We start from the raw sequence: 26,589 nt of genomic DNA, 5'->3' as shown, positions 1-26,589 counted from the left end.
CCGCGGCCGGACCGCGGCGGCGCCGGTCGCCGTCAGGGCGAATCCCCAGGCCGTAACCCGGGGGCATGTCTGTCGGATCAGCCCTAACCCATGTCTGCCGGATCAGCCCTAACCCAGGAGAACCCGTCGCGCATCTTCTGCCCGATCGAGCAAGCCGACATATCGTGCAAAGTGTCGGGATGGCGACCAGGGAGGCTTTCATGTCCGAGCTCATCGTCATCGGCTACGACGACCCCGCAGCGGCGAGGAAAGCCCTCAAAGCGGTTCAGGCGCTGCAGAACGATCAGGTCGTCGAGCTGACCGGGCTCGCTGTCGTCTCGGTGGACGAAGACGGCGAGACGCATGTCGACACACCCGCCAAGAGCGAGAAAGTGGCGGTGTCGGCCACTGCGGGCGCCCTCTGGGGCCTGGTCTTCGGCATGCTCTTCCTCCTCCCCGCCATCGGCCTGGTCGGCGCGGCCCTCGGCGGGCTCCTGGGCAAGCTGCGGCAGATGGGCATCGACGACGCCTTCCGCGGGCAGGTCCAGGCTCTCCTCAAGCCGGGCTCCGCAGCCGTCGTGATCATGGCTTCGAAGGTCGTGGAGGACAAGTTCGTCGCGGCGATGCGGTCCTACGGCGGAACCGTCCTCAAGACGTCGCTCGCGCAACAGGAGGAGCGCGAGCTCGCCGAGCAGCTCGCCGGCCCCCAGTAGAAGGCCGGACCGGAACCGCTCGCTCAGTAGCCGGCCGGGCGCACCAGCCCCGTCTCGTACCCGTACACCGCAGCCTGGGTGCGGTCGCGCAGGCCCAGCTTGACCAGGATGCGGCCCACGTGGGTCTTGACGGTCTGTTCCGCGACCACCAGACGCTCGGCTATCTCCGCGTTCGACAGACCCTGGGCGATCAGGGACAGGACCTCGGTCTCGCGTTCCGTCAGAACGCCGACCCGGTCCTTGAGCGGGGGGCGAGGGGCGCGGGTGACCCGGGAGAACTCGGCGATCAGGCGCTTGGTGATGTTCGGGGCGAGCAGGGCTTCGCCGGACGCCACCACCCTCACCGCCTGGGCGAGTTCGTCGGCCGAGGCCTCCTTCAGCAGAAACCCGGAGGCGCCCGCGCGCAGCGCCTCGTACACATACTCATCGAGATCGAACGTGGTGAGGACGAGGACCTTGACGCTGGCGCCGGCCGGCCCGGTGATGCGGCGGGTTGCCTCGATGCCGCCGAGCTCGGGCATCCGGATGTCCATCAGGACGACGTCGGGGGCGAGTTCAGCGGCCTTGGCGACGGCATCGAGGCCATTCACGGCCTGGCCGATGACCTCGATGCCCGGTTCGGCGTTGAGCAGCACCGTGAAGCCCTGGCGGATCATCATCTGGTCGTCGGCAATCAGCACGCGGATGGTCATGACTGGTCCTCCAGGGGGAAAGTCGCCACTACTTCGTAACCACCTTCGGGAGCGGGCCCGTTGGCGAACTCTCCGCCCAGCATGGCGGTGCGTTCGCGCATGCCGAGCAGCCCGTGGCCGATGCCTTGTGAGGGCGTGGCCGGCCCGTCCGGCGCGGTGTTGGTGACCCGGACGGTCAGACCGGCCGAGTGGTACCCGATCGCCACCCGCACCTCCGCTCCGGGCGCATGCCGCATCGCGTTGCTGAGCGCCTCCTGCACGATACGGAACGCCGACAGCTCGACGCCCGGAGAGAGCTGGCGCGGCGTTCCCGCGGTTTCGGTGGTGACCGTGAGGCCGGCGCCGCGCACATTGCCGATCAGCTCGTCCAGCCGGTCGAGGGTGGGCTGCGGGGCATGCCGCACCTCCTGCGACAGGGCGTCCTCGGAGCGCAACACGCCCAGCACCCGGCGCAGTTCGGTGAGCGCGTCGACGGCGTTCTCGCGGATGCCCGCGAGGTTCTCCTTCAGCTCGTCGGACGGGTTCTCGACCAGATGGGGGGCGACCTGCGCCTGGATGGAGATGACCGACATGTGGTGGGCGACCACGTCGTGCAGCTCGCGGGCGATCCGGTTGCGCTCCTCCAGCAGGGTGCGCCGGGCCCGCTCCTCGGCGGTGATCTCCTCCTGTACGACCAGTTCCGTACGGGCCACCTGGCGGCCGCGCAGCGAGGTGCCGACCACCACCGCGGTGGCGAAAATCGCGACGGCGGGAGCGACATCGGAGTCGTGCGGCCGGGAAGCGAACGCGCTGCAGGCAACTCCCGCCAGAACGCTGATCGTCAGCGCCTCGACCACGGCCCGGGGGCGGACCCGCAACGCCAGCAGGAACAGCACCGCGGCCTGCAGCATGATCCCGGACCCGGTGAAGGGGAACAATGCCTCCGGGGTGATCCGGGGTTCCACGATCCAGGCGATGATGACCATCACGATCGTCGCCACCCACCAGGCCGGCACCGGCCGGAAGATCGCGACGACGAGCGCCATCGACTGGCCGCCGGCGAGCAACAGGGCGTACCAGACTCCCAGCTGATAGTCCCCCCAGCCGAGTACGCTCACGTTGGACACCGTGATCAGCGCCGTGAGCAGCAGCAGCGCCACCGTCAGCACCGGCAGCCAGTTCAGCCAGCGAGATCGCCACCCGCTGCGCGGCACCGGGTCGTACCCCGTCGTCCACAGGTCCTCACGCAGGGCGCGAAACACCGCTCGCAGGGCGACCACGAGCCGGTGCTCGTCCTCCTTCTTCACAAGATCCACCCTAGGCCCTGTCGTCAGACTCCCGTCGTCCGCCCGAAGGGCGGGACTTTGCGGACACGCCCTAGGCACGCCGCACCTCCGCGGTTCGTGCGGGGTGCTTCTCACGCACGACCTTGGTGTGGCCGCCCCTCCCCTGTTCGTACGTCCGGAACGCTGTCCAGCACACCAGCAGCGCCACTGCGAACACCGGCAGCCAGCACAGCCTGGCGAGCACCCAGCCCGGTCCGTCGGGCACGGTGTGCAGGCCGGGCAGGGGCCCGCCGGCCAGCAGACCGATCGCGGTGACCGCCATCATCGCGGTCTGGTGCCACAGGAAGACAGTCATCGCGGAGAGGTTGAGCAGCGCCACCGCCGCCCAGACGGCGGGCCGCGCGAGCACCCGGCGCAATGGGCCGAGCAGCAGCAGGGCCGCACCGCACTGGGCGAGGCCGAAGGTGACGGCGGCCAGTGTGGGCGGGTTGAGGTTGGAGATCGCGGCGCCGGGCACCCCGACCATGGACGCGGGGTAGCCGGCGAGCAGGACCAGCAGGGCGGTGGCTGCGGCGCCCCCGGCCAGCAGCACCCACCCGGTCGTACGCCCCGACAGGCCGCCTCTCGCCCAGGCCGCGCCCAGGCAGTACGGGACCAGCCAGCCCGCCGCCACATTGATCCAGCCGAGCCAGGCCGGACCGCCGAGGGCGAACCGGAGCAGGTCGATGTGCAGCACGACGGCCAGCGGCCACAGCGGGTGCAGCCTGGCCACGAGCGGGGTCGCCGCCGTGAGCCCCGCGAAGACCAGCAGGAACCAGAGCGGGGACAGGACGAGTTTGAGCAGCGTGTGGAGGGTCTCCGGGCCGACCCCGGTGGCGAGCATCGCGCCCGCCGCCACGGTCCACACCACCAGCACGGCGGCGACCGGCCGGAACAGCCGGGCCAGCCGGGCGCCGAACCACTGCCGATACGTCGTGCCCAGGGCGCGGGCCGATGCGTAACTCTTCGCACCCACCTGCCCGCCCACCAGGAAGAAGACGGCGAGGGTCTGGAACATCCAGGAGACCGGGGCCAGTTGGGGCAGATTCTGCAGCGGGCTGGCGCCGTGCACCGTTCCGCTGTCGGTGACCAGGGCGGTCACCAGCCAGTGGCCGAGCACCACGCCGAGGATGGCGAAGGCACGAAGGGCGTCGACGGCACGGTCGCGGCCCGGCGGGGTGGCGGCGTCGATCCGCCGGACGAGCTCACGCATGACGCCCCTCCTCGGCAGGGGTCTTTCCGGAGGCGATCCGGGCGATGTTCGTCAGGGAGACGGATCCGGGCTTCAGGTAGTCGCTGTGGCCGCCGGTGCCCGCCGCGAAGATCCGGGCGCCGAACTCCGGTGAGACCGGATCGACCCCGAACCCGATGTTGGCGAAGGGAAGTTGAAGCCGTATGTGCGGCACCTCGGCGACCCAGTCGTCGGCGCCCCGGCCCGCCCACACCGTGGCCCGGGTGTGCAACTGGCCGACGGTGTCGGCGCCGACGCCGGGGCTGCCGTACAGGACGATGTCGGCGACCCGCAGGCCCGAGGCGGCCCGGGCGCAGACGACCGAGCCGTAGGAGTGACAGATCAACGAGGTCCGGGCGGCGGGCTTGACAGCACTCAACTCACGCACAAAGTTGGCGAGTTGAGGAGCCGCATCGTCCGCCCGCCCCGGCGTCAGCGCCTCGGGACTCACCGTCCTGGGAGTCTCATAGCCCAGCCAGGCGACGACGGCGGACCTGCCGCCCCACTCCTGCTGGAGCGCCACGGCGCCGGCCCGGAAGCGCGCATAAGTGTCGAGGTTGGTGTCCGAGCCCGGCACCAGTACGGCGATCCGCTCGGCCCGGGACAGGTCGCCGAAGACCTCGACGGTGCGCCCGCCGTCGCGGCCGTCGAAGGACAGGAAGTGGCGGCCCGGGTCCGCCATGGTGCGCAGTGCGGCAGCCCGCCGCCGGTCGCCGTGGTCGGCGGCCATCCGCTCGGCCGCCCGGATGCCGTCACGGCTGACGGCATACCGTGCGCCGAGGTCGGCGGGGGTCGCGGCCCTCAGCGGAGCGAGGGCGGCCGGGGCAGGCGCCGGGACAGCCGAGGGGCGGGCCGCGCCCGACACCGGCAGCGCCACCGATGTGGCGACGAGGGCGGCGAGCAGGGTGCGGTGCAGGCGGCTGCTGCGCGGGCGGGACGCCATGGAGGATGGTCCTTCCGTACCGGATGTCATGTGTGCTTCCGGTACGGAAGTTAGGGATCACGCCTCGTGGTCGGCGTCCCGCCGGGGACTGCATCTTCCGCGTAGCTCTGAAGTATTACGGGTAGGGGCAAGGGCCCGGTCAGCCGGAGCTGCCCGCCTGTGCGGCCGCGGTTCCGAGGTGCTCCGTGCTCAGCGCGGAAGAGCGCGCGGCGGGCGACACGTTGTCGGTCCGTGTGTCGCGGAGCGAGAGCCTCCGCCTGGTGCTCGACCGGTGAGCACGGCAGCGGACATCAGCGTTGCTGGAGCGCCGGCTGGTGGCTACCGGTCGCACCGCCGGACTGGGGCTCGTCGGGGGGCATGAGGTGCTCAAGTCCTTGCGCGCACTGCCGGGCGGCCTCGGCCGAGCGGAGAAGCATGATGCTCTCGTAGGCGCGGACGGCATCGTCGACATCGGGTTCGGTGACGAGGGCGGTGGCGAGTTCGGTGCCGTCGAGCATGGCGAGGTTGGCACCCAGGCCGAGGGGTGGCATCAGGTGTGCGGCGTCGCCGAGCAGGGTGATGCCGGGGACGTGCTCCCAGATGTGCGGGACGGGCAGCGCGAACAGGGGTCGGCCGATGAACCCGCCGTCGTTGTACCGCAGGAGATGGAGCAGGCGCTCGTCCCAGCCGTCGAGGGTCTTCAGCAGATGCGTCCGCACGGCTTCCGTGTCATCGAGGTCGAGGCCGGCGGTGACCTGCCAGTCCTGCGGGGCGCGGAAGGCGGCATAGCCGCGGATGTGGCCGTTGCTGTTGCGCTGGGCGAACAGGGCCTTGGCGCCGGCTTTCGCCACCATGGTGCCGTTGCCGACCAGCCGCGCGAAATCGGCATGGCGCACATCGACGTCGTCGATGCCGATCTCGACGAAGGTGACACCGGTGTAGTCGGGTGTGGCGTCCGAAAGGGCCGGGCGGACCCGGGACCAGGCGCCGTCTGCGCCGATGACCAGGTCGAAGTCCTCGGTGGTGCCATCGCTGAAGTTCAGGCGGCAGGTGCCGTCGCCGAGCGGGGTGACCCCGCTGACGGCACGGTCCCACCGGACGGTGCCCGCGGTGAGGGACTCCAGGATGACGCCGCGCAACTGGCCGCGGTCTATCTCCGGCCTGTCCTCGTCGCCGTCGGCAGGCAGCTCGTGCTGTAAGAGGGCGGCGGTGGCGGGATCGAGCGTGCGCCACTCCTGGCCTTCGGGGCGGGCGAGGGCGCGGAACCGGTCGTACAGTCCCGCCGTGCGCAGGGCGGCCTGGCCGGTGTCGGCGTGCATGTCGAGGGTGCCGCCCTGCGAGCGGACGTCGGGGGACGCCTCGCGTTCGAAGACGGTGACGGGGCGACCGTGGATCTGCAGGACGCGGGCGCAGGTCAGACCGCCGAGCCCGGCGCCGACGACCGCGACGCGGGGGTCGCGAGCGGAGTTCATGGAGCTGTCCCCCAGGGAGGTGAGTGAGCGACCGGAAGGTCCGGCGCACCACGAGAAAAGCACATCGACTTCAAATGTGCAACGGATATACTTTCGTAGCGAGTACGCTTCGAGATGCGGGGGGAGAAGAGGCGAGCCCGAGGTGTAGCGGCGTCCGCCTTGGCTAGTGACGGGGCGTCGACGAGCCCTCGACGATGACCGCGACGCCGTCGAGCAGCGGCCCCAGGCCGAACGCGAACAGCTCGTCGAGGCGCAGGTCGTAGCCGTCGGTGAATGCCCCGACGACCTTGGTGAAGACGGGGTACCGGGCTGATGTGACGATCGCCTGAACCGCGTCGGCCTGCCGGTCCATCCACTGGTCCTCGGTCAGGCCGGTGGCGGCCTCGGCCTGGGCCTCCTGTTCCAGGTTGATCGCGATGCCCTGGACATAGCTGTAGAGGAGGACGTGCAGTTCGAGCATGGTCGCCGGGTTGAGGCCGTGGCCGTCCAGGGCGCTGAGCGCCCACTCGGCATGGACCATCAGATTGGGCAGCATCAAGGGGCGGGTCAGCGGGCTGAGCTGCGCCAGCCAGGGGTGCCGGCGAAACACCGTCCACAGCGTATGCGCGCCGAGTTCCAGACGGGCCCGCCAGCCGTGGGGAGGTGTGGCCGGGTAGGTCCCCTCGCCGAAGGCGGCGTCGGCCATCAACAGGACCAGGTCGTCCTTGCTGGTGACGTACCGGTAGGGAGCCATGGCGGCCACGCCCAGCCGGGCGGCGACGCCGCGCATGGTCAGCGCGGCCAGCCCTTCGATGTCGGCGATCTCTATGGCGGCACGGACGATCCGCTCACGGGTCAGATCGTGCTCGGGTGCGGTGGGGGTACGCCGCTTCGGCGGTACGGGGGTGGCGCCGGCGGCCACGACGGTGCCGATACGGGGGCGGGCCTCCACGAGCCCTTCCAGGCCCAGGGTGGTCAGCGCCTTGGTGGCGGTGGCGAGTGCGACGCCCCATTCCCTGGAGATCTGACGGGTCGACGGGACCCGGTCACCCGGGGCGAGTTCGCCGTCCCTGATGCGCCGCCGGATCTCCGTGACGATGCGCAGATACGGCGGATCGGTATCCCCAGCCATGCCCCGGCCCTCCTCATCTTTCTTTTCAGGTCACTTTTCTCAGGCCTCAAACCTGTACTAGTGCAGAACCTACCAGCATCGATGCCGCCGGCAAGGCTCCTGACCTAGTACAGGCCCCAGGCAAAGGGCAGTTGGCAGGCCTGCGCGTACGTCGTACATTCAGCGTGTACAGCGTTCGAAAGGGGCTTCACCATGCAGACCGTACTCATCTCCGGCGGCGGAATCGCCGGGTCCGCACTCGCTTGCCTGCTGCACCGTCGCGGCTTCGCGCCCACCGTCATCGAGCGCGCCCCCGGGCTGCGCCAGGGTGGCCAGGCGATCGACATCCGCGGTGTCGCACTCGATGTCGTCGCCCGGATGGGCCTGCTCGACCAGGCGCGGCAGGTCCGTACCCGGATGCGCGGGATGTCGCTGCTCGACGCCGACGGCACGGAGATCGAGCGTTCCACCGAGGCGACCTTCAGCAGCGGCCGGCTCGACAGCGACGACATCGAGCTGCTGCGCGAGGATCTGGTGCGGCTGCTGCACGAGCACACCCGCGACGACGTGGAGTACCTCTTCCGGGACAGCATCACGGCGCTCGAACAGGACGAGCACCAAGCACGCGTGGACTTCGCACACGGGGCGTCCCGCACCTTCGACCTGGTGGTGGGGGCCGACGGACTGCACTCGACCGTCCGGCGTCTGGCCTTCGGCCCGGAGGAGACGTTCTCCCACCACCTGGGCACGTACCTGTCGGTCTTCAGCGCGGACAACTTCCTGGACCTGGACAACTGGCAGGTCTGGCTCAGGGACGGCGACGCCGGCTTCGGCATCATGCCCGTACGCGACAACACCGAGCTGAGGATCGCCTTCGGCTTCCGGTCCGAACCGCTCGACGGCGACCACCGCGACCCCGAGTGGCTCCGGCAGACCGTCGCCGACCGGCTCGCCTCCCTGCGCTGGGAGGCGCCGAGGCTGGCGAAGGCGGCATGGGAGGCGCCCGACTTCTTCTGCGACGCGATGGCCCAGATCCGGATGGAGCACTGGTCGCACGGCCGGGCGGTGCTGCTCGGGGACGCCGCGTACTGCGCGTCCGCACTGTCCGGGCAGGGGACCAGCCTGGCTCTGGTCGGCGCCCATGTACTGGCCGACGCACTCGGCCGGGCGGGCGGCGACCACCGCGCCGCGTTCGCCCACTACGAGACCCGCATGCGCCCGTTCGTCGCGCTCAACCAGGCACTCGCCACCGAGAACCCCGGCGGTCCGGCCTCCGAGGAATCCGTGACGCGGGCCAAGAACGCCCTCTCGCTCGACGGCTGACCATGGCGCATATGGCGCATGACGCGCGATCAGCCTGGGCTCCCGTGGGGCAGAGCCCATCCGGGGGCTCAGAGCGTGTCGGGGAGGGCGGGACGGCGTGACCGCTCCATAGTCGGGCATATGGCGGGTGACCAGTCACAAGGGCAGGAACCGGCGCGGCAGAAGAAGTGGTGGGCCGCGCGTTCCGAGCAGGGGCCGTGGGAGCAGAAAGAGGCGATTCGCGCGCGGATCAGCGAACTGGAGGCCGTTCTCGCCGCCACGGCGAAGCGGGCGGCGGCGGATCCGATGCGGGCCGCGGAGGCCGAGGCCTTCCGAGCGCAGGCCGAGAAAGAGCTGCAAGCGGCCAAGAACACGCTCGCGCACGACAGCCACCCCGCCATGAGGCGCGCGGCACACCTGGGCTCCGCGCAGGCGCATCTCGATGCCGCGCTGAACCTCATGGTGTGGTTGTCCCCGCTCGATGAGGTGAAGGGGCTGCTCCCCGGCCTGCTGACTCTTGTCGAACAGCAATTCGCTCCCAGCGACCCCCAGCGGATCGAAGTCACGGAGATCGCTCGCGAGGTCCGCAAAGCGGGCACGCTCGACCTCAGACAGCGCGCCGTTCTTGCCGAGACGTTCAGCCTTGCCCGTCGCCTCCGCCAGAAGGAGACGCTGCGCGTCCGCAGCTTCGTACGGATCGTCACGGCGGTCAACCTGGGCCTGCTGATCACCGCGGTCGTTGTCGCGCTGGCCGGCATCAAATGGCCGCACATGGTGCCGCTGTGCTTCGCCCCGTCGAACGGCGGGTTCCAGGTCGTCTGCCCGACGGGGAGCGCGAAGTTCGCGCACCCGCCGGACACCCAGCAGATCGCGGGTGTCGCGGAAGGCCAGGACTACCTCGTCATCGAGCTCATCGGTGTCGTGTCCGCCGCCATCGCGGCCGCGGCGACGCTGCGACGGATCAGGGGAACGTCGCTGCCGTACGACGTACCGGTGGTCCTGGCGCTCCTGAAACTGCCGACCGGGGCGCTGACGGCCGTACTTGGGCTGCTGCTGATGCGCGGTGGCTTCATCCCCGGCCTCAGCGCGCTCGATTCATCGGCCCAGATCATCGCCTGGGCCATCATCTTCGGCTATGCCCAGCAGCTGTTCACCAAGTTCGTCGACAATCAGGGGCAAGCCGTGCTGAACGCCGTCGGTGGACCGAACCCCGTCACCCGCAAGCCCGCCGGCGACGGCAAGCCGTAACCAAGGCCCTGTGGTGAGAGCGCGAGCGTCGACGGTCTCCCCCTGGCCGGTCCGCGGAAGGCGACCTCCGGTGGACCGGCCAGGGGATCCGGCCGGGGCTCAGGACTCCGCGGTGAAGGCCGCGACCTGGGACAGCAGCCGGCTGTCGGCCAGATAGCCGAAGTGGGGCTCGCACGGCAGCAGGGTGTTGGTGGCGCCCTGGAGCTTGGTGCTCGTATACGGGTTGATCACGCCGTCGCAGGGTGAGTACCAGGTGCGGTACTCCACCGGTCCGGGCGTCTCGTCGCCGGATGTGAGGGTGTTGAGGAAGTCGGAGCCGGGCGTCATCTCCTTGCACGACGCGAAGGCGATGCTGCAGAGCCCGGCGGTGTACGTGCCGTGATGGGCACCCGCCAGCGAGGCGATGCGCGCGACGCTCGACGCCCCGCCCAGCTCCTTGACGTACCACAGCGACACCATGCCGCCCATGGAGTGGTTCACGATGTCGACCTTGTCCGAGCCGGTGTCGGCCTTCACCTTCTCGACGAAGGCGGCGAGGCCCCGCGCGCTCACCTTGTTCGAGGCGTTGAAGTCGTAGGAGTACGTGAAGAGTTCACTGCTCTTGTATCCGGCGTCCTGGAACGCGGCACGCGCCGGCGCCCAGACCACGCCGGTATTGAGGTAGCCGTGCACGAACACCACGGGGGTGTGCGGGGGAGCGGCTTCGGCGGTGCCGGTCGATACCGCCGCCAACGTGGCGGCCGCGGCGGCCGTGACGGCCAGCGCACTGATGATTCTTCGCATGCGGTCCTCCGGGCGGGTGTGGATTGCGGTGAGCATGCGGCCGTTCGGATGCAGTGCGCATCGGTGAAATCACCGGGGTGATCGGGGACGGGACGGACGGCGAGGTCGCCCGGGGCCAGCGGGTTTCGCCGCGTCGAGAGGTGTTTTCCGCGGTGCCGCCCTCGTGGGCGGGACAACTTCCCTCCTCGTCAGGGGATTTACTTACTAGTAACTTTCTTTTCATCCCGCACTCGACGATCGGCGTCGGAACCAGGAGGAGCGACGTGCGCGCCTACCGAGCCTTACTCCCCCGCACGGTCAAGTCCGCGCACTGGCGGCGGCTGCATCTCCGGTGCTCCCTCGCCCTCACCCGGGCCGCCGCTTACACGGAGCCGCCGATGCACGCCGAGCGACTCGCCTCGGCGGCACGCCACGCGCAGCTCGCGGGATCTTCGCGACGGGCCACGGCCCTGCTCGCGCAGGCATCCGAGCTGCGATCCGGCGCCACCCGCCACGGAGAGGCGGAGCTGACCCGCGGGATGCATGCACTGCGCGGGGGTGGAGCGCCCGATGCGCGCGAAGCGCTGTTGCTGGCCGCCACGATGCTGCACGGAGCGGGCCGGGCGGACGATGAGGTGACCGCTCTCGCATGGGCCGCCGACGCCAGTTGGACGGCCGGCGACCGTACCGGATATCTCGCGACGGCGCAGCGCCTCGGCACCCGCGCCGCGGCGCCCGGACCTGTGCGCGACTATCACCGCGGCCTCGCGGCGGCACTGGAGGGCGATGGCCCGCTGTCCGTCGCACTGCTCCGCGCTGCCTCGCGCCCCGCCGCCGGCGACGACGGTCCGGACGCGCTCCTCCACGCGTCCCGCGCCGCACTGGCGCTCGGCGAGCTGACGGATGCGCGGGACCTCTCGACCCGCGCACTGGCCCACGTCGAGCCGCACCCGGCGGCGCTCCCCGCAGTCCTCGGCCACCTCGCACTCGTCGAACTCGCCGCCGACCGCTATCCGCGCGCCGCCTCCCATGCGCGGCGCGGCCTGCCGATCGCGATCGCCCACGGTCACCACAACTCCGCGGCTCAGCTGCGGAGCACCCTCGCGATGACGGCTGCGATGCGCGGAGACACGGCCGACTGCCGCAGCCACGTGCGGGCGGCGCTGGCCACCGCGCAGGCGCACGGCCTCATGGTTCCGGCCCTGATGGCCACATGGAGTCTCGGCCTGCTCGATCTCGCGCACAACCGGCCACGGGAGGCCGTCGAACGGCTCCGCCCCCTCGTCCGGGGCGGCTCGGGGCTGCGGCACTTCGCTTGGCACCTGCGCGTGATCCCCAGCTTTGTCGAAGCCGTGGCCCTGGCCTGTCCGGATGCGCCGGCACCGGCTCGGGAGAGAGACCTTCACCAGGCGCGGGCAGCCTTGCGCACCCTGGAGGGCTGGGCCAGGACGAGCGGCGACCGGCAGATGAAGGCTCTGACCCTGCACTGCCAGGCCTTGCTCGCCGACCGCGGAACCGCTGACGCGTACTTCCACCGGGCACTCGCCAGCGCGGAGCGGACGGGCTCCGGCTTCGCGCCGGCCCGTATCAAGCTGTCGTACGGCATGTATCTGCGGCGCCACCGCAGGCCGGGTGAGGCGCGCGTGCACCTACGGGGCAGCAGGCTGCTCTTCGAATCGTGCGGTGCCGAGGTGTGGGCAGAGCGGGCCCGGGAGGAGTTACGGGCGGCCGGCCAGGCCGAGCCCGGCACCCGTCCGCGGCCGCTGACCCGCCTCACGGCGCAGCAGCTCCGGGTGGCACGCCATGTCGCCGAAGGGCGCACCAACCGCGAGGTCGCCACCCTGCTGGCCCTCAGCCACCGGACGGTCGACCATCATCTGCGCAATGTGTTCGCGGCGCTCGGCATTCGCTCCCGGGTCGAGCTGGTGCATGCGCTGGCGTCGGGGGGCGAGAGCACGGCGCTGGGCGGCGGGTGACGGGTGACGGGTGACGGGTGACGGGTGACGGGTGACGGGTGAGGGTGCCCGGCGTCGGCCGACGGGCGGCGCGTCCCGGCCATCCGCGTACGCTACGCCGTGCGCTCCACCTCCCGTACGAGATCCAGTGCCCGGCCGAGAGTCGTGAGGCGTGCCTCCAGCGTGTCACCCGCCGGATAGAAACGGACCGTGTCGACCCCGGCGGCGCGCCAGACCCGCAGCCGTGCGCGGACCATGTCCTCGGTGCCGATGAGAGTGGTGGCAAGGACCATGTCGTCGGTGACCAGGGCCGCGGCTCCGTCACGGTCGCCGGACTGCCAGCGCTCGCGTACCTCGGCGGCGGTCTCCGCCCAACCCTGGCGGCTGTAAGCGTTGTTGTAGAAGTTGGTGGTGGCGGAGCCCATCCCGCCGAGGCTGAAGGCGAGTTCCTTCTTGCGGCCGGCGACCATCGTGCGCAGCGCGTCCTCGTCGTCCGCGAAGGCCACTTCGGCGCCCTGGCAGATGTCGAGGCCGGACCGGTTGCGGCCGGCCGCGGCGAGCCCCGCGTCCAGGTGGTCGAAGTACGCCTCCTTGGCGCCCTCCGGCACAAAGCTCGTGCCCAGCCAGCCGTCCGCGATCTCGCCGGTCAGCCGCAGCATCTTCGGCGACAGGGTGGCCAGGTAGATGGGCAGGTCGTGTTCGGCGCGCATCGACAGGCGCATGGGCTTCGCCTCGCTGCCGGGCAGCGGGAGGGTGAACTCCCGTCCCGTGTACGAGATCCGCTCCCCCACCGCCGCCTGGCGCACGATCTCCACGGTCTCCCGCATCCGTGACAGCGGCCGGGCGAACGGGACTCCGTGCAGCCCCTCGATCACCTGCGGCCCCGACGGGCCGAGGCCGAGCAGAAAGCGTCCCTCGGAGATGTTCGCGAGGGTGATCGCGGCCCGGGCGATGGCGGCCGGCGTCCGGGTCGCGAGCTGGATGATCCCGGAACCGAGCAGCATCCGCTCGGTCCGCGCGGCCAAGTAGCCCAGCGGGGAAGGGGCTTCGGAGCCCCAGGCCTCGGCCACCCAGCAGATGTCCATGCCGAGCTTCTCGGCCTCGGTCACGAAGTCGACCGTTTCGCGCCAGTTGCCGCCGGACGCCTCGACCGTCGTCGACGTACGCATCACGCCGCCGTCCCTTCCGTGCCCTCGGCCAGTTTCCTGATCGCGTCGAGCGTGGCGGTGATGCTCTGCTCGAACTCCCGCATCCGCACAAAGACGATCTTCTGTTCCTTCTCCGGCATCCGGTCGATCGCGAAGGACAGCCCCGAGCGGCCGGGCCCGATCTGCATCCACTGGGTCAGCACGGTGCCGCCGTCGTCCCGCGCCTCCAGGCTGAACCGCCAGATCGCGCTGGGCCGGCCGGGGTCCGCCACGGCCCAGGCGAACACCCGTGGCGGGTCGTACTCGACGACGTACGACGTGCTCTCCCACTCCCCCAGCGCCTGGTGCGTGCTCCGCCCGAGGAACCGCGNGACGACGTACGACGTGCTCTCCCACTCCCCCAGCGCCTGGTGCGTGCTCCGCCCGAGGAACCGCGCGCCGAGCGCGGGCGATGTCGCGCCGTCCAGCCACTCCACCGACTCCAGCTCCGCGCTCAGCGTGGGCATCAGCGCGATGTCGGAAACCAGCTCCCACACCCGCTCCGGTGACGCCGCGATGTGCCTCCGTACCTCGACCGTCGGCTTGTCCGCGTAGCGGATGCCCGTCCACTCCATCGTCGGCCGCCTCTCCGTGATCGCTGGAGGACCGCACCGGAATGGGCCCTGACCACGAGAGTTTCGTAGATAGACTCACTCGTCAAGAGGCACTCACCCGTCAAGAGGTGATCACCGAAGTGTCGGCCCCACAGGTTCAGCGCTGGAAGCGCTCCTGCACATCGGGCCGCTCGGCGAGCCGCGGCGGATACCCGGGGCCGAGCCGCGGGTGGGTGTCGTCGGCCGTCATCGGCTGCTTGCAGTCGGCGCACACGACCTCGGCATGGCTCTCGTGGCCGCAGCGGTCGTGGTGGAAAACGACCGGCGCCCCTGCCTCACCGGCCAGCCAGCGGTTTCCCCAGGTGTTCATGGCCGCGAGCACACCGAAGAAGTCGCGCCCCTTCTCCGTGAGGACGTAGTCGTAGCGCACCGGCTCCTGCTGGTAGGCGCGCTTCTCCATCAGCCCCTCGTCCACCAGGCGCCGCAGCCGGTCGGCCAGGGTGTTGCGCGCAACGCCGAGCTCCTGCTGGAAGGCGTCGAACCGCTTGATCCCGTAGAACGCCTCCCGCAGGACCAGCGGCGTCCACCAGTCGCCGAGCAGGTCCATGGTGCGGGCGATGGAGCAGGGCCAGTTGGCAAAGGATGTCCGCCTCATATCGCCAGCATACGAGGGTCTCAAGATGAGACCCAGCAGTTGGAGGCGGCCGACGGGCTCACGCGGCGCCGGGGACGCCTGGGGCAGCCACCGCGTCCGGCCGCCGCTCCTGCGAGCCGGGCGGCGACCTTCCGGCCACGCCGGATCGTCGCAGATCCGGCGCGGTATCGTCGGCGAACTGCTGCTCGGCCTGCCCAAGGAGCCCAAGCCGCCGACGTATCGGCGACCGAACCAGGAGAACGCCGCATGACGACCGGGTACTTCACATCCGTCGACGATGTCTCCGCGCGCCTCGCCGAGACCGGATATCTGGCGTCGCCCGCGGTCGCCACCACCGTCTTCCTGGCCGACCGGCTGGGCAAGCCCCTGCTGATCGAAGGCCCTGCCGGAGTCGGCAAGACCGAGCTGGCCAAGGCGGTCGCGGAGGTCGCGGGTGCGCGCCTGGTCCGGTTGCAGTGCTACGAAGGCGTGGACGAGTCCCGCGCGCTCTACGAGTGGAACCACGCCAAGCAGCTGCTGCGCATCACCGCGGGCCGCGACGAGAGCTGGGACGCGACGCGGACGGACATCTTCGGCGAGGAGTTCCTGCTCCCGCGTCCGCTGCTGACGGCCATCCGCGGCAGCGATCCGAAGGTGCTGCTGATCGACGAGACCGACAAGGCGGACGTCGAGGTGGAGGGGCTGCTGCTTGAGGTGCTGAGCGACTTCCAGGTCACCGTGCCGGAGCTGGGCACCATCGCCGCGACACGACGCCCCTTCGTGGTGCTCACCTCGAATGCGAGCCGAGAGCTGTCCGAGGCGCTGCGCCGCCGCTGCCTGTTCCTCCACATCGGCTTCCCCGAGGAGGAGTTGGAGCGCCGCATCGTACGGCTGAAGGTGCCGGGGCTCGACGCGGCGCTGGCCGAGTCCGTGGTGCGGGTGGTGGGCGCGCTGCGCGCGATGGATCTGCGAAAGGTGCCGTCGGTCGCGGAGACCCTCGACTGGGCCCGTACGCTGCTTGCGCTGGGCGCCGACACCCTCGACGAGAGCGTGGTGCGCGACAGTCTCGGGGTGGTTCTCAAGCATCAGGACGACATACTCAAGGCGGCGGCCAAGCTCGACCTGGAAGCGGTGTGAACGCGCCGGCCGCGGCCGGTGTCCCCGAGCGGCTGACCGGACTCGTACAGGCACTGCGCACACACGGCATCCGGATCGGCACCGGGGAGACCGTGGACGCGGCGCACGCGCTGGAGGCGCTCGGCCTGGCCGACCGGGAGCACGTACGGGAGGGCCTGGCGGCCGCGCTGCTCCACAGCGAAGGGCAACGGACCACCTTCGACGCGGTCTTCGACCTGTACTTTCCGCGCGGCATGGGAGCACCGGACGGAGACCACCACCCGCCCGGAGCCGGACAGCGCGTCGACCTGGCCGCGCTGCGCGAACGGCTGGCGGCCGCGCTCGCCGCCAACGACCGGGCGCTGCTCGGCCAGTTGGCGGGCGAGGCGGTGCAGGGCCTGGGCGGATACGGCTCGTCGCCGGCCTCCGACGGCTGGTCGGCGCACCAGACGCTCGACCGGCTGCGCCCGGAGACCCTGTTGGCGCGCGTCCTCGCCGCCCTCCGCACCGGCGCCGAGGGGCCCGCATTCACCGACCGGCTGGCGGCGGACGAGATCCGGCGGCGTATCGAAGGCTTCCGCGAGCAGGTGCGCGGCGAAGCACGCCGCCGGGTCGCCGAGCGACGCGGTAGGGACCACATCGCACGCCGCGCCGTCGCACCGACCGCCGACCGGGTCGACTTCCTCCTCGCCGGACGCACCCAACTCGCCGAACTCCGCAGGACGGTTCAGCCACTCGCCCGCAAACTGGCCACCCGCCTGGCCGCACGGCGCCGGCGCGCGGCACGGGGCCGGATCGATCTGCGCAGGACCGTACGCGGCTCCCTTTCGACGGGCGGTGTGCCGATGCGGCCGGTCCTCCGCCGGCGCCGTCCGGCCCGGCCCGAGCTCGTGCTGCTCTGTGATGTCTCCGGTTCGGTGGCGGGTTTTGCGAACTTCACCATGCTGCTCGTCCAGGCGCTGCACGACCAGTTCAGCAAGGTGCGGGTGTTCGCGCTGGTCAACCGCGTCGACGAGGTGACCGGCCTGATGGAGCGCGGGGTGGCCGACCCGGAGGGGCTGGGCGGCCGCATTCTGACGGAGGCCGCGGTGACGGGATGGCACGAGCGCAGCGACTACGGCGCCGCCCTCGGTGAGTTCGCGGAGCGGTACCTCGACGCACTGGGCCCGCGCACCTCCGTCTTCGTCCTCGGTGACGCCCGTACGAACATGAGCGACCCGAACCTGGCGGCGCTGCGGCAGATCACCGAACGGGCCCGCCGGGTCTACTGGTTGAACCCCGAGCCGCGCTCGCAGTGGGGCACCGGCGACTCTGCCGCCGATGCCTACGCCGCACTCGTCACGATGCACGAGTGCCGCAATGCCCAGCAGCTCGGCGCCCTCATCGGACGCCTGCTGCCGATCTGACCGGCCGAATCAGAACTGCGGGCCGGTCAGCTGCGCGAATGCACCCGCGAATGCACCGACGGGCGCCGCGCGAGGAGATCATCCCCGTCGCATCCGCTCTTCTGCTCCGCGTGCCCGAGCTGGGCGAACGCCTGGCCCAGCGGATCCGGGACGAGGTGGAGTCCTCTCGCGACGAGGCGCTGGTGCCCCTCGATTCGCTGCGGGATTCCTGCGCCGGCAATGTCGAGTTGCCCCTGCTGCATCTCGCGGGCAGGGGGCACCGGTCGACCTGGTCACCGCGCGGCAGACCGGCCGGGCGCGGGCGCTTCAAGACGTCCCGCTCTCCGACACGTTGCACGCCTTCCGGATCGGATTCGAGTTCCTCTGGGCCGAGTTGGTCGCCGAAGCGCGGGACCCCCACCATGTCTCCAGCGACACTCTGGTGGCGCTGTCGTCCGCGATGTGGCGACAGGTCGGCGACTATTCGGACGCCATGGCCACGGCCTACCGCGAGGCGGCGGCCGCGCTGGAGGTTCTCGGGGAGTGTGGGGCACGTGTGGGGGTCAGCCCGCCGTACGACTCGCTGCGCGACACCCCCCAGGCGCTGCACTACGCACGGCTGGCACTGGCGGGTCTGCCGGCGGGCAGGCCGGGCCTCGCCCGCTTCGACGACAACCCGTTGGCGACGCTCGTCGCCGCTGCCCCCGCGGAGGCCGCCCGGGTGGCCCGGGCCGTCCGGGGCAAGGTGCTGGATCCGCCGCAGGAGGAGCGGGCGAGGCTGATCGAGACGCTGGAGCGCTGGTTCGCCGCGGCCGGATCCGCCGCCGAGACCGGCCGGCGTCTGTACTGCCACGCCAACACGGTCCGCTACCGCTTACGCAGGGTCGAGGAGCTGACCGGCCGCTCACTCCAGGACCCGCGCACCGTCGCGGACTTCGGCGCCGCACTCCAGGCGCTCCGGGTACTTCCCGTGCTCCCCGACCTGGCACCGTGAGACGACGGTGGCGCCGGCCCAGCGCCCCCGGAACTCCGCGGGACGGCGCTCGACGAAGGAGCGCATCGCAAAGGTCACCGCGAACGCGGTGCGGCCCGGGCTGCTCGTCACGGCGACCGTGCCTCCGTGTGCGGTGACCACCGCCTCCACGACGGCGAGGCCCAACCCGGCGCCCCCGGCAGCGCGGGAGCGGCGGTGGCCGACGCCCGGCTCCCCCTGGCGGGTGGGGGCCGCGCGACCGTGCGTCACCAGGGCGCAGGGCTCATCATGGAAGCAGCACGCAGCGCCCGACGGGAGATACGCATGGCCGGCTGGCACGTGCGGGACTTCGCTCCGGACGATCTCGAAGCGATCGTCCGGCTCGATGCCGAGGTCGCGGCCGGCGATGAACCCGGAGTCTTCCGCCTCTCGGACGTCGTCGCGGCTTTGCAGGCCCCCCACCCCGCCGTCGTCGCCGTTGCCGATGGCCGTCTCGTGGGTGCCGCGGTGGGCCGCGTGGAGGGCGACCGGGCCTGGATCCTGCGGATCAGCATGCAGCCCGCCTGGCAGGCCCAGGGAATGGGCCGCGCCATGCTGTCCGCTCTGGAGCACCGTCTGCACGAGGCCGGAGCGACCACTCTGGCCGCGGTGGTGCCCGAGGGCGAGCCCGGTTCCGCCGCGCTGCACCACGCAGGCTTCCGTCCCCACCCGGGACTCACCTACTTCGAGAAGACCACGGCGGTCACCGTCCACGACGCCTCCCTCTTGGCCTCCTTGGGCGGGGTGGTGCCGCCGGCGGGGCTGTGGACGAGGCTCGCGGGGATGGCCGAGGAGAAGCGGCTGATCGAACGCCGCCTCGTCCTGCCGCTCGCCCACCCCGAGCTCGCGGCCGAGCACGGTGTCGAACCCCCGCAGGCAGTCGTCCTCTTCGGCCCACCGGGTACCGGGAAGAGCACCTTCGCCAAAGCGGTGGCCAGTCGCCTGGGCTGGCCCTTCGTGGAGCTCTTCCCTTCCCGGCTCGCGCTGGAGGACGGGCTGGCGACCGGGTTGAGCCGGCGCTTCGACCAGCTCGCCCAGCTCGAACACGTACTGGTCTTCATCGACGAGGTCGAGGAGGTCGCGGGGGTGCGCAGCGGCGCCGATCCGGTGGCCGCCGGTGTCGTCAACGAACTCCTGAAGTCGATCGTGCGGTTCCGTGACCGCGACGGCAGGCTGCTGATCTGCGCCACCAACAATGTGGCCACTCTGGACCCGGCGTTCCTGCGCCACGGCCGGTTCGACTATGTGCTGCCGGTCGGGCCGCCGGACACCGAAGCCCGCGGAGCGCTGTGGAAGAGCTACCTGGCCAGAGCGGGGGCCGAGGCCGACACCGAGGCCCTCGCGGAGGCCAGTGAGGGGTTCACCCCCGCCGATATCGCGCAGGCGGCCCGTACGGTCGCCCAGTCCGTCTTCGAGCGCACACTGGATTCCGGGAACCGCGCACGCCCGGCCACCGGCGACTATCTGCAGACCATCCGCCGCACCCGCCCCACGGTGACCACGGAGATGGCGCTGGAATTCCTTGACCAGACCAGCCGGTTCGGGCGCACCTGACCCCGGTGGCGCCACTCGACGATGCTCAGCCGTACGACCGGTCGGCCACGGCTCATCCGCTGAAGCGCCGCGTCGCATGATCGCCGCCTGCGGGGCGCGCGGGGCGTCGCGGGTGTAAGCAGGAGATATGCGCGTCCGGCACAGTCTTCCCCGTCTCGGCAGGTCATGGCGGCCGAGCTGCGGGTTGATCGCCGTCCCGCTCGCGATCATCGTGGCGATCACGGTGATCGACATCAACACCCCGACGACCATTCATCTGGGCCCGTTCCTGGTCGCGGCCCCCGCGATCACCGCTTCGTTCGCCGGCGCCGGTGTCACCGGCGCCATCGGGGCCCTGGCCGTGGCGGCCCAGGTCGTCATCGGTCATCTGCACGGCGGTCTGATGACGGCGAACCACCTGGCACAGATCGCCGCCCTCCTCTTGATCTCCGTACTGGTGACGATCTTCCGCTATGCCCGCGACCGCCACGAGCGGCAGCTCGACCAGGTACGGTCGGTGGCCTCCGCGGCACAGCAGGTGCTGGTGCGCCCGCTGCCGGACCGGATCGGAAACCTGCGGATCGCGTCCGTGTACATCGCGGCCGAGGCCGAGGCCCAGATCGGCGGTGACCTGTACGCGGCGGTGCCCGCCCCGGGCGCGTCCCGCCTGGTGATCGGCGACGTCCGCGGCCGGGGTCTGAATGCCATCGGGGAGGCCGCGGTGCTGCTCGGGGCCTTCCAGGGCTCCGCCTACCGCAATCTTGTGCTGCCCGCCATCGTGGCGCACCTGGGAAACGCCGCCTACTGGAACAAGATGCACCTCGCCGCGGACGACAACCCGGAAGCCGAGGAGTCGTTCGTCACCGCGCTGGTGCTGGACATCCACGACGACGGCCCGTTCATCGACATGGTGAACTGCGGGCATCCTCCGCCGCTGCTGCTGCGTGACGACACGGTCCGGCCCGTGGAGGCCGGCGAGCCCGCACTCCCCCTCGGCCTCACCACTCCCTCGGAGCGCGATTACAAGGTCGAGACCTTCGCGTTCGAGCCCGGCGATCTCCTGTTGCTCTACACCGACGGTGTCATCGAGGCCCGGGGCCGCGACGGCACCTTCTACCCACTGGCCGACCGGGTCACCGCCTGCGACACGTCCGACCCTCAGTCCCTGGTCCAGCGCCTCCACGACGACCTGCTCCGGCACGCCGGCGGAAACCTGGGCGACGACGCGGCCATGATCGCCATTGCGAAACCCTCCTGAACTGCCGTGTCGGCAAGCGGCACTTCCCGGCCGACCGGGTGGGTCGTGCCGCTGTGCCGGGCGGCGAGGGTCCTCGGCCCGGTGTGCCGCTCACCCGGCCGGTGCCACCAGGCCCCTCTCGTAGGCGATGATGACGAGCTGCACCCGGTCGCGGGCGTCGAGCTTGGCGAGCAGGCGCGTCACATAGGTCTTCACGGTGGCCACCGTGATGTACAGGTCCGCCGCGATCTCGGAGTTGGACATGCCGCGCCCGACAAGGGTGAGTACCTCGTTCTCCCGCTCGGTGATGCCGTCGACCACCCGGCGGCGCGGGGTGGACGCGGGGCGGTCGGCGAACTCCGCGATCAGCCGGCGGGTGACGCTGGGTGCGATCAGGGCGTCTCCGGAGGCGACGACACGGACCGCGGCGAGGATGTCGTCCAGCGCCATGTCCTTGACGAGGAATCCGGACGCACCGGCGCGCAGTGCGCCGTAGACGTAGTCGTCATCGTCGAAGGTGGTCAGGACGACGACGGACGCTCGGCCGGGGCCCGCCGTGATCAGCCGGGTGGCCTCGATGCCGTCCATGCCGGGCATGCGGATGTCCATCACCACCACATCGGGCTGGAGTTCTTCGGCCAGCTGGACCGCCTCTGCGCCGGTCCCGGCCTCCCCGACGACATCGAGGTCGGGGGTGTCCGTGATGACCATCTGCAGGGCGGTACGAACCAGGGTGTGGTCGTCGGCGAGGACGACGCGGACCGTCATCGCACTCCTGCCGGCAGCGGGAGGCTGGCCGTCACACGGAAGCCGCCTTCGGGACGTGGTGCGGCGGTGAACTCGCCGTGCAGCAGGCCGACCCGTTCGCGCATGCCGACGAGGCCGTAGCCGCCGGCCGGGGCGTTGCCGCGACCGTGCCCGGTGCCCGCGGTGCTGCCGCGGCCCCGGCCGTCGTCGACGACCTCGATGCACAGCTCCTCGTCCCGGCAGTCGATGGACACCTGGCAGGAGCGGGTGCCGGCGTGGCGCACCACGTTGGTGACCGACTCCTGGATGATGCGGAACGCCGACAGGTCGATCTCCGGCGGGAGTTGACGGCGCTCCCCCTGCCACCGTACGTCGACACGGACACCGGCGGCCGTCGTCGCCGCGGCCAGCTGGTCGATGTCCCCCAGGCCCGGCATCGGCCGGAGCGACGCCGCCTCGGGTGCCTGCCCCGGTTCGGTCTGGCGGAGCGCACCGAGCATCCGGCGCAGCCCCGACAGGGTCTCCCGGCCGGCGGTCTCGACCTCGCGCAGTGCGGTACGTGCCCGCGCGGGCTGGGTGTCGATGACCCGGCTCGCCGCACCGGCCTGCAAGGCGATGATGCCGATGCTGTGCGCGACCATGTCGTGCAGCTCGCGCGCGATCCGGAGCCGTTCGGTGGTGACGGCCTGCGCGGCGGCCTGGGCGCCCAACTTCTCCGCGTACTCACGGGACTGGCGCATCGAGTGGCCGATGAACCAGGCGACGACGGCCGTCAGGCCCACGGCCAGCTCCGTCGAGGTGCCGATCGCGAAGTGGAGCAGCAGCCGTGTCGTCGCGTAGGTGATCAGAACGCCAAGAGCCATGGCGGCGGCGGTGATCGAGGCCCGGCGCGACCGCGTGGTCGCGATGAAGCACAGGGCCACATCGACCGCGAGAAACTGCAGGAAATTGATCTCCATCGAATTCAGCGCCATCGCCCCGGCGACGGAGCCGGCCAGCAGCATGGCCATGGCCGACAGCGCCCGACGGCGCAGCAGCAGGCTGCCGGTCATGGCCATGACGGTGCCCATGACCAGCCACATTGCGTTCATGGGCGGCCAGTACAGACCGTGCGGTGGGAGGAGGCTCTCCTCACCGGGCAGTCGGATCAGCACGACGCATGCGTACGCCGTGGCCGCGCACCACGCCAGGGCGGTCCAGACGCCCGGTGGCACACGTTTGAGCAGGGGGAGAGTCGGCGTGGCGTGCATGCGCCGATGGTAGCCAGGTGATCTCCGCCGGACATCGGACCGTGGTTGTACACCCAGGGTCGACATCTGCCCCGCGGATTGTCGACGGTGGTCCGACGACCTACGAGGGTGTGCCGCGGCACCGTTGGCCGGGTGATCGAAGTCAACGAACTCACCAAGACGTACGGCCGGATCACCGCTGTCAACGGCCTGACGTTCACCGTGCACCCCGGGCATGTCACCGGTTTCCTCGGCCCCAACGGGGCGGGCAAGAGCACCACACTGCGGATGATCCTCGGGCTGAACGCGCCGACCAGCCGCCCGCGGCACCCGCCTGGGCGTGACCGTACGCACGCCCGCACCGCCTCCCTGGAAGAGGCGTTCATGGCGCACCCGGCAACGGTCACCGGTTCGTGGCTGGTGTTCGCCCTCTGGCCACTGATCGCGGTCCTCCTCGCCTTGGTCGTCGTGCACCGCCGCGACCTATGAGCGCCCACTCACGCCCAACCGGAACGCAAGCCAGAACTCAAGCAAGAACTCAAGCCACAGCCATAACCAGCCCCGGATGCAAGGAAACTGACACACGCTCATGCCCACCACCCTCATCATCACCAACGACTTCCCGCCCCGGCAGGGCGGTATCGAGACCTTCGTGCACGCCATGGCCACCCGCATGCCGCCCGACGATGTCGTCGTCCACACCTCGCACGAGCCGGGCGACACCGCCTTCGACGCGACGCTCCCGTTCCCCGTCATCCGGGACACCGGCCGCATGCTGCTCCCCACCGCCCGGACCACCAGGAGAGCCATCGACATCGCCAAGGCCCACGGCTGCGACCGGGTCTGGTTCGGGGCCGCGGCACCGCTCGCCCTGATGGCGCCGGCCCTGCGCCGCAGCGGCATCCGACGCATCGTCGCCACCACCCACGGCCACGAGATCTGGTGGGCCAGAACGCCGGGCGCCCGCCGCCTCATGCGGCGCATCGGCGACGGCGTCGATGTCGTCACCTACCTCGGCCACTACACACGCCACCGGATCGAACCCGCCCTCGGCCCCCGCGCACGGATGAGCCGCCTGGTCCCCGGCGTCGACACCGACGTATACCGGCCCGACACCAACGCCTCCCGCACCCTGCGCACCGAACTCGGCCTGCACGGCAAGAAGGTGATCCTCTGCGTCGCCCGGCTGGTGCCACGCAAGGGCCAGGACATGCTGATCCGGGCCCTGCCACTGGTCCAACGCACCGTCCCCGAGGCGGCCTTGCTGATAGTCGGCCAAGGCCCGCACGAGGCCCGGCTCCGCAAACTGGCGCAGCGCCACGCCCCTGGCTCGATCCGCTTCACGGGCGGCACCTCACACGCCGAAACACCGCCGTACTACGCCGCCGCGGACGTCTTCGCCATGCCGTGCCGCACCCGTAAGGGCGGTCTGGAGGCCGAGGGCCTCGGCATCGTCTTCCTCGAAGCTGCCGCGAGCGGTCTGCCCGTCCTCGTCGGCGATTCCGGCGGCGCCCCCGACACCGTCCTCGAAGGCCGTACCGGCCGGGTGGTGGACGGAACGGACCCGGCGGCGATCGCCGCGGCCCTGACGCGCCTGCTGCTCGACCCCGAGCGCGCCGCCATGGGCGCCGCGGGCCGCCAGTGGGTCCAGCAGGAATGGTCCTGGGACACCTCGGCGCGCCATCTGACACAGCTCCTGTCACCCGAGCACATCGCGACGTCTCTGCCCCAGGACGGGTGAGCCGCGCACGAGGGCACCGCCTGCCGCACTGACGGCCGTCGCGTTCAGCCGCTCACCGAAGGCGGCGGGAGGGCGGCGCGGCGCTCATGTGGTGCGCGGCGGCTCGACGTGGGCGAGCCAAGAGGTGAGGAGTGCCTCCAGGTGTGCCGCCTCGTCCGGGGACATGGCGTCGAGAAGGCGGCGTTCGTTGTGCATGTGCTCGGTGAATGCCTGGTCGAACAGGTCTTGTCCTGCCTGGGTGAGGGCGACCACCCGCCCTCGGCCGTCGCTGGCCGAACGGCGGCGGGTGACCAGGCCATCACGTTCGAGGCGGTCGATCCGCTTGGTCATCGCGCCGGTGGTGACCATGGTGCGCGCCGCGAGTTCGCCGGGGGCCCGTTCGAACGGTTCGCCCGCACGTCGCAGGGCGGCGAGGACGTCGAACTCGCCCTCGCTCAAGCCGTATCGCCGGTAGACGAGGCAGAGCTGCTCGGTGAGGAGCCCGGCGAGGCGATGGAGTCGCCCGATCACGCCCTGGGGGCTCACATCGAGATCTGGCCGTTCGCGGGCCCACTCGGCTTGGATCCGGGCGACGTGATCAAGGGGCGGCTGCTGCATGACTTCACTATAGCTTCCATGGAAGGCATAATATCTTCCATGGAAGATACTTTGCGGTGGACGCTGATCACGGCGGTCGCGCCTGTGGCCTGGGGGACGAACTACTACGTGACCCACGAATTTCTGCCCGCCGGGCATCCGCTGTACGGGGCGGTGATCAGGGCTCTGCCGGCCGGAGTTCTGCTCCTCGCGCTGTGCCGGGAACGGCCTCACGGGTCGTGGTGGTGGAAGTCCCTGGTCCTCGGCGTCCTCAACATGGGCGCGTTCTTCGCCCTGGTCTATCTCGCGGCGCAACTGCTCCCGACGAGCCTGGCCTCGACCATCATGGCGAACTCGCCGCTGGTCATGATGCTGATCGCCTGGGCGCTGGTCGCCGAACGCCCACAACTGCCGCATCTGATCGGCGCCGGCCTCGGCGTCGGTGGTGTCTGCCTCATGCTGCTCGCCGGGGCGACCTCGATCGACCCGCTCGGCGTACTTGCCTCGGTCGCCGCCATGGTCATGTCGTCCTGGGGGTACATCCTCGCCAAGCGATGGAGTCGCGAGGTCAATGTGCTCGCCTCGACGTCCTGGCAACTTATTGCGGGCGGTCTTGTGCTGCTCCCTCTCGCCGTCGTCATGGAGGGAGCGCCACCGGCCCTCGGCATACCGGCCGTTCTCGGATTCGGCTATGTCACCGTGGTGGCGACGGCGCTCGCCTTTGTCGTCTGGTTCGCGGGCCTGCGGCACCTGCCCGCCGCGACGGTCGGCCTGGTCGGGCTGCTGAACCCGGTGACCGGCGTACTTCTCGGCACGATGATCGCCGGGGAATCGCTGACCTTCCGCCAACTGTGCGGACTGGCCCTCGTCTTGACCGGAATCCTCCTCGGCCAACCGGTCGCCAGGAGAGTGAGATGTGCGCCGGCTACGCGGTAGAGGTCTGCCGGGCAGAGGTGGAGACAGGGCGG

Annotated in this window: 25 protein-coding genes and 3 pseudogenes; 13 read left to right on the top strand and 15 right to left on the bottom strand. The window is 70.9% G+C overall.

The window, feature by feature from the left end; all coding sequences use genetic code 11:
• Positions 1–200 precede the first annotated feature (200 nt).
• Positions 201–692, top strand: coding sequence for a DUF1269 domain-containing protein (locus DY245_RS09680; RefSeq protein ID WP_128505609.1), 492 nt, complete (start codon positions 201–203; stop codon positions 690–692).
• 23 nt (positions 693–715) lie between these two features.
• Here DY245_RS09680 and DY245_RS09675 read toward each other — a convergent pair whose 3' ends face one another.
• The 6 genes from DY245_RS09675 to DY245_RS09650 form a co-directional block, all read right to left on the bottom strand.
• Complete coding sequence (locus DY245_RS09675) at positions 716–1,384, bottom strand: response regulator (RefSeq protein ID WP_128505607.1); 669 nt, start codon at positions 1,382–1,384, stop codon at positions 716–718.
• On the bottom strand, positions 1,381–2,670 hold the full coding sequence (locus DY245_RS09670; protein WP_244942944.1) for a sensor histidine kinase: 1,290 nt from the start codon (positions 2,668–2,670) through the stop codon (positions 1,381–1,383). The genes DY245_RS09675 and DY245_RS09670 overlap by 4 nt, the downstream gene beginning before the upstream one ends.
• A gap of 70 nt (positions 2,671–2,740) precedes the next feature.
• Entirely contained in the window at positions 2,741–3,901 is a 1,161-nt protein-coding gene (locus DY245_RS09665; protein WP_128505605.1) for an acyltransferase family protein, read from the bottom strand.
• Positions 3,894–4,862 (bottom strand): alpha/beta hydrolase, encoded by a 969-nt coding sequence (locus DY245_RS09660; RefSeq protein ID WP_128505603.1) that lies wholly within the window; start codon positions 4,860–4,862, stop codon positions 3,894–3,896. The genes DY245_RS09665 and DY245_RS09660 overlap by 8 nt, the downstream gene beginning before the upstream one ends.
• A 290-nt stretch (positions 4,863–5,152) precedes the next feature.
• The gene (locus DY245_RS09655; RefSeq protein WP_128505600.1) at positions 5,153–6,313 is read right to left on the bottom strand and encodes an FAD-dependent oxidoreductase; all 1,161 of its coding nucleotides are present in this window, start codon (positions 6,311–6,313) and stop codon (positions 5,153–5,155) included.
• 163 nt (positions 6,314–6,476) lie between these two features.
• Positions 6,477–7,424 (bottom strand): TetR/AcrR family transcriptional regulator C-terminal domain-containing protein, encoded by a 948-nt coding sequence (locus DY245_RS09650; protein ID WP_128505597.1) that lies wholly within the window; start codon positions 7,422–7,424, stop codon positions 6,477–6,479.
• A gap of 192 nt (positions 7,425–7,616) precedes the next feature.
• On the opposite strand from DY245_RS09650, the gene DY245_RS09645 reads away from it, so the two are divergent.
• On the top strand, positions 7,617–8,726 hold the full coding sequence (locus DY245_RS09645) for an FAD-dependent monooxygenase (RefSeq protein WP_128505595.1): 1,110 nt from the start codon (positions 7,617–7,619) through the stop codon (positions 8,724–8,726).
• Between the two features lie 120 nt (positions 8,727–8,846).
• Positions 8,847–9,953 (top strand): hypothetical protein, encoded by a 1,107-nt coding sequence (locus DY245_RS09640; protein WP_128505592.1) that lies wholly within the window; start codon positions 8,847–8,849, stop codon positions 9,951–9,953.
• Positions 9,954–10,052: 99 nt separating this feature from the next.
• Here DY245_RS09640 and DY245_RS09635 read toward each other — a convergent pair whose 3' ends face one another.
• Entirely contained in the window at positions 10,053–10,736 is a 684-nt protein-coding gene (locus tag DY245_RS09635) for an esterase/lipase family protein (RefSeq protein WP_128505590.1), read from the bottom strand.
• Between the two features lie 263 nt (positions 10,737–10,999).
• Here DY245_RS09635 and DY245_RS09630 point away from each other — a divergent pair, with 263 nt between their 5' ends.
• Positions 11,000–12,691, top strand: coding sequence for a LuxR family transcriptional regulator (locus DY245_RS09630; protein ID WP_128505587.1), 1,692 nt, complete (start codon positions 11,000–11,002; stop codon positions 12,689–12,691).
• 92 nt (positions 12,692–12,783) lie between these two features.
• On the opposite strand, the gene DY245_RS09625 is transcribed toward DY245_RS09630, so the two are convergent.
• The 4 genes and pseudogenes from DY245_RS09625 to DY245_RS09615 all read right to left on the bottom strand — a co-directional run bounded on the left by DY245_RS09625 (position 12,784) and on the right by DY245_RS09615 (position 15,066).
• Complete coding sequence (locus DY245_RS09625) at positions 12,784–13,839, bottom strand: LLM class flavin-dependent oxidoreductase (protein ID WP_128505585.1); 1,056 nt, start codon at positions 13,837–13,839, stop codon at positions 12,784–12,786.
• Positions 13,839–14,188 (bottom strand): annotated as a pseudogene (locus tag DY245_RS46085) (SRPBCC family protein); the annotation flags it as partial. The gene DY245_RS09625 and the pseudogene DY245_RS46085, both read right to left, overlap by 1 nt.
• Before the next feature lies 1 nt (position 14,189).
• Positions 14,190–14,432, bottom strand: a 243-nt coding sequence (locus DY245_RS46080; protein WP_244942943.1) for an SRPBCC family protein, incomplete at its 3' end; no start/stop codon positions are given.
• 136 nt (positions 14,433–14,568) lie between these two features.
• On the bottom strand, positions 14,569–15,066 hold the full coding sequence (locus DY245_RS09615; RefSeq protein ID WP_128505581.1) for a winged helix-turn-helix transcriptional regulator: 498 nt from the start codon (positions 15,064–15,066) through the stop codon (positions 14,569–14,571).
• A 25-nt stretch (positions 15,067–15,091) separates the two neighbouring features.
• Here DY245_RS09615 and DY245_RS09610 point away from each other — a divergent pair, with 25 nt between their 5' ends.
• Genes DY245_RS09610 through DY245_RS48645 form a run of 4 tightly spaced genes read left to right on the top strand, consistent with a single transcriptional unit; the run spans position 15,092 to position 18,540 of the window.
• Positions 15,092–15,316, top strand: coding sequence for a hypothetical protein (locus DY245_RS09610; RefSeq protein ID WP_128505579.1), 225 nt, complete (start codon positions 15,092–15,094; stop codon positions 15,314–15,316).
• A complete protein-coding gene (locus DY245_RS09605; protein WP_128505576.1) occupies positions 15,313–16,182 on the top strand; it encodes an AAA family ATPase in 870 nt (289 codons plus the stop codon). The genes DY245_RS09610 and DY245_RS09605 overlap by 4 nt, the downstream gene beginning before the upstream one ends.
• Complete coding sequence (locus tag DY245_RS09600; RefSeq protein WP_128505573.1) at positions 16,179–17,567, top strand: vWA domain-containing protein; 1,389 nt, start codon at positions 16,179–16,181, stop codon at positions 17,565–17,567. Before DY245_RS09605 ends, DY245_RS09600 begins: the two co-directional genes overlap by 4 nt.
• A complete protein-coding gene (locus DY245_RS48645; RefSeq protein ID WP_483409812.1) occupies positions 17,482–18,540 on the top strand; it encodes a PucR family transcriptional regulator in 1,059 nt (352 codons plus the stop codon). The genes DY245_RS09600 and DY245_RS48645 overlap by 86 nt, the downstream gene beginning before the upstream one ends.
• Here DY245_RS48645 and DY245_RS46075 read toward each other — a convergent pair.
• Positions 18,451–18,738 (bottom strand): annotated as a pseudogene (locus tag DY245_RS46075) (ATP-binding protein); the annotation flags it as partial. The gene DY245_RS48645 and the pseudogene DY245_RS46075 sit on opposite strands and share 90 nt — an antisense overlap.
• Before the next feature lie 105 nt (positions 18,739–18,843).
• Between DY245_RS46075 and DY245_RS09585 the strand changes: the two are divergent.
• Together DY245_RS09585 and DY245_RS09580 are read left to right on the top strand one after the other, a co-directional pair.
• Positions 18,844–20,112: an ATP-binding protein gene (locus DY245_RS09585; protein ID WP_128505569.1), complete on the top strand. Its 1,269-nt coding sequence runs from the start codon at positions 18,844–18,846 to the stop codon at positions 20,110–20,112.
• Between the two features lie 127 nt (positions 20,113–20,239).
• Positions 20,240–21,349, top strand: a complete 1,110-nt coding sequence (locus tag DY245_RS09580; RefSeq protein WP_128505567.1) for a PP2C family protein-serine/threonine phosphatase — start codon at positions 20,240–20,242, stop codon at positions 21,347–21,349.
• A 90-nt stretch (positions 21,350–21,439) separates the two neighbouring features.
• On the opposite strand, the gene DY245_RS09575 is transcribed toward DY245_RS09580, so the two are convergent.
• Both DY245_RS09575 and DY245_RS09570 read right to left on the bottom strand, forming a co-directional pair.
• Positions 21,440–22,096, bottom strand: coding sequence for a response regulator (locus DY245_RS09575; protein WP_128505565.1), 657 nt, complete (start codon positions 22,094–22,096; stop codon positions 21,440–21,442).
• Positions 22,093–23,325 carry a sensor histidine kinase gene (locus DY245_RS09570; protein ID WP_128505563.1) on the bottom strand — a complete coding sequence of 411 codons (1,233 nt, stop codon included), beginning with the start codon at positions 23,323–23,325 and terminating at the stop codon, positions 22,093–22,095. The genes DY245_RS09575 and DY245_RS09570 overlap by 4 nt, the downstream gene beginning before the upstream one ends.
• Positions 23,326–23,457: 132 nt before the next feature.
• Here DY245_RS09570 and DY245_RS09565 point away from each other — a divergent pair.
• Positions 23,458–23,622 (top strand): annotated as a pseudogene (locus DY245_RS09565) (ATP-binding cassette domain-containing protein); the annotation flags it as partial.
• Between the two features lie 271 nt (positions 23,623–23,893).
• The gene (locus DY245_RS09560; protein WP_128505561.1) at positions 23,894–25,045 is read left to right on the top strand and encodes a glycosyltransferase family 4 protein; all 1,152 of its coding nucleotides are present in this window, start codon (positions 23,894–23,896) and stop codon (positions 25,043–25,045) included.
• Between the two features lie 84 nt (positions 25,046–25,129).
• Here DY245_RS09560 and DY245_RS09555 read toward each other — a convergent pair whose 3' ends face one another.
• The gene (locus DY245_RS09555; protein ID WP_128505559.1) at positions 25,130–25,642 is read right to left on the bottom strand and encodes a MarR family winged helix-turn-helix transcriptional regulator; all 513 of its coding nucleotides are present in this window, start codon (positions 25,640–25,642) and stop codon (positions 25,130–25,132) included.
• A gap of 39 nt (positions 25,643–25,681) precedes the next feature.
• On the opposite strand from DY245_RS09555, the gene DY245_RS09550 reads away from it, so the two are divergent.
• Positions 25,682–26,557: a DMT family transporter gene (locus DY245_RS09550; protein WP_181923595.1), complete on the top strand. Its 876-nt coding sequence runs from the start codon at positions 25,682–25,684 to the stop codon at positions 26,555–26,557.
• Positions 26,558–26,589 lie beyond the last annotated feature (32 nt).

This window comes from Streptomyces inhibens, from assembly GCF_003389455.1.
Classification (GTDB): Bacteria; Actinomycetota; Actinomycetes; order Streptomycetales; family Streptomycetaceae; genus Streptomyces; species Streptomyces inhibens.
The sequence above is the reverse complement of the archived record's forward strand: the minus strand, read 5'-3'. Positions and strand labels throughout refer to the sequence as shown.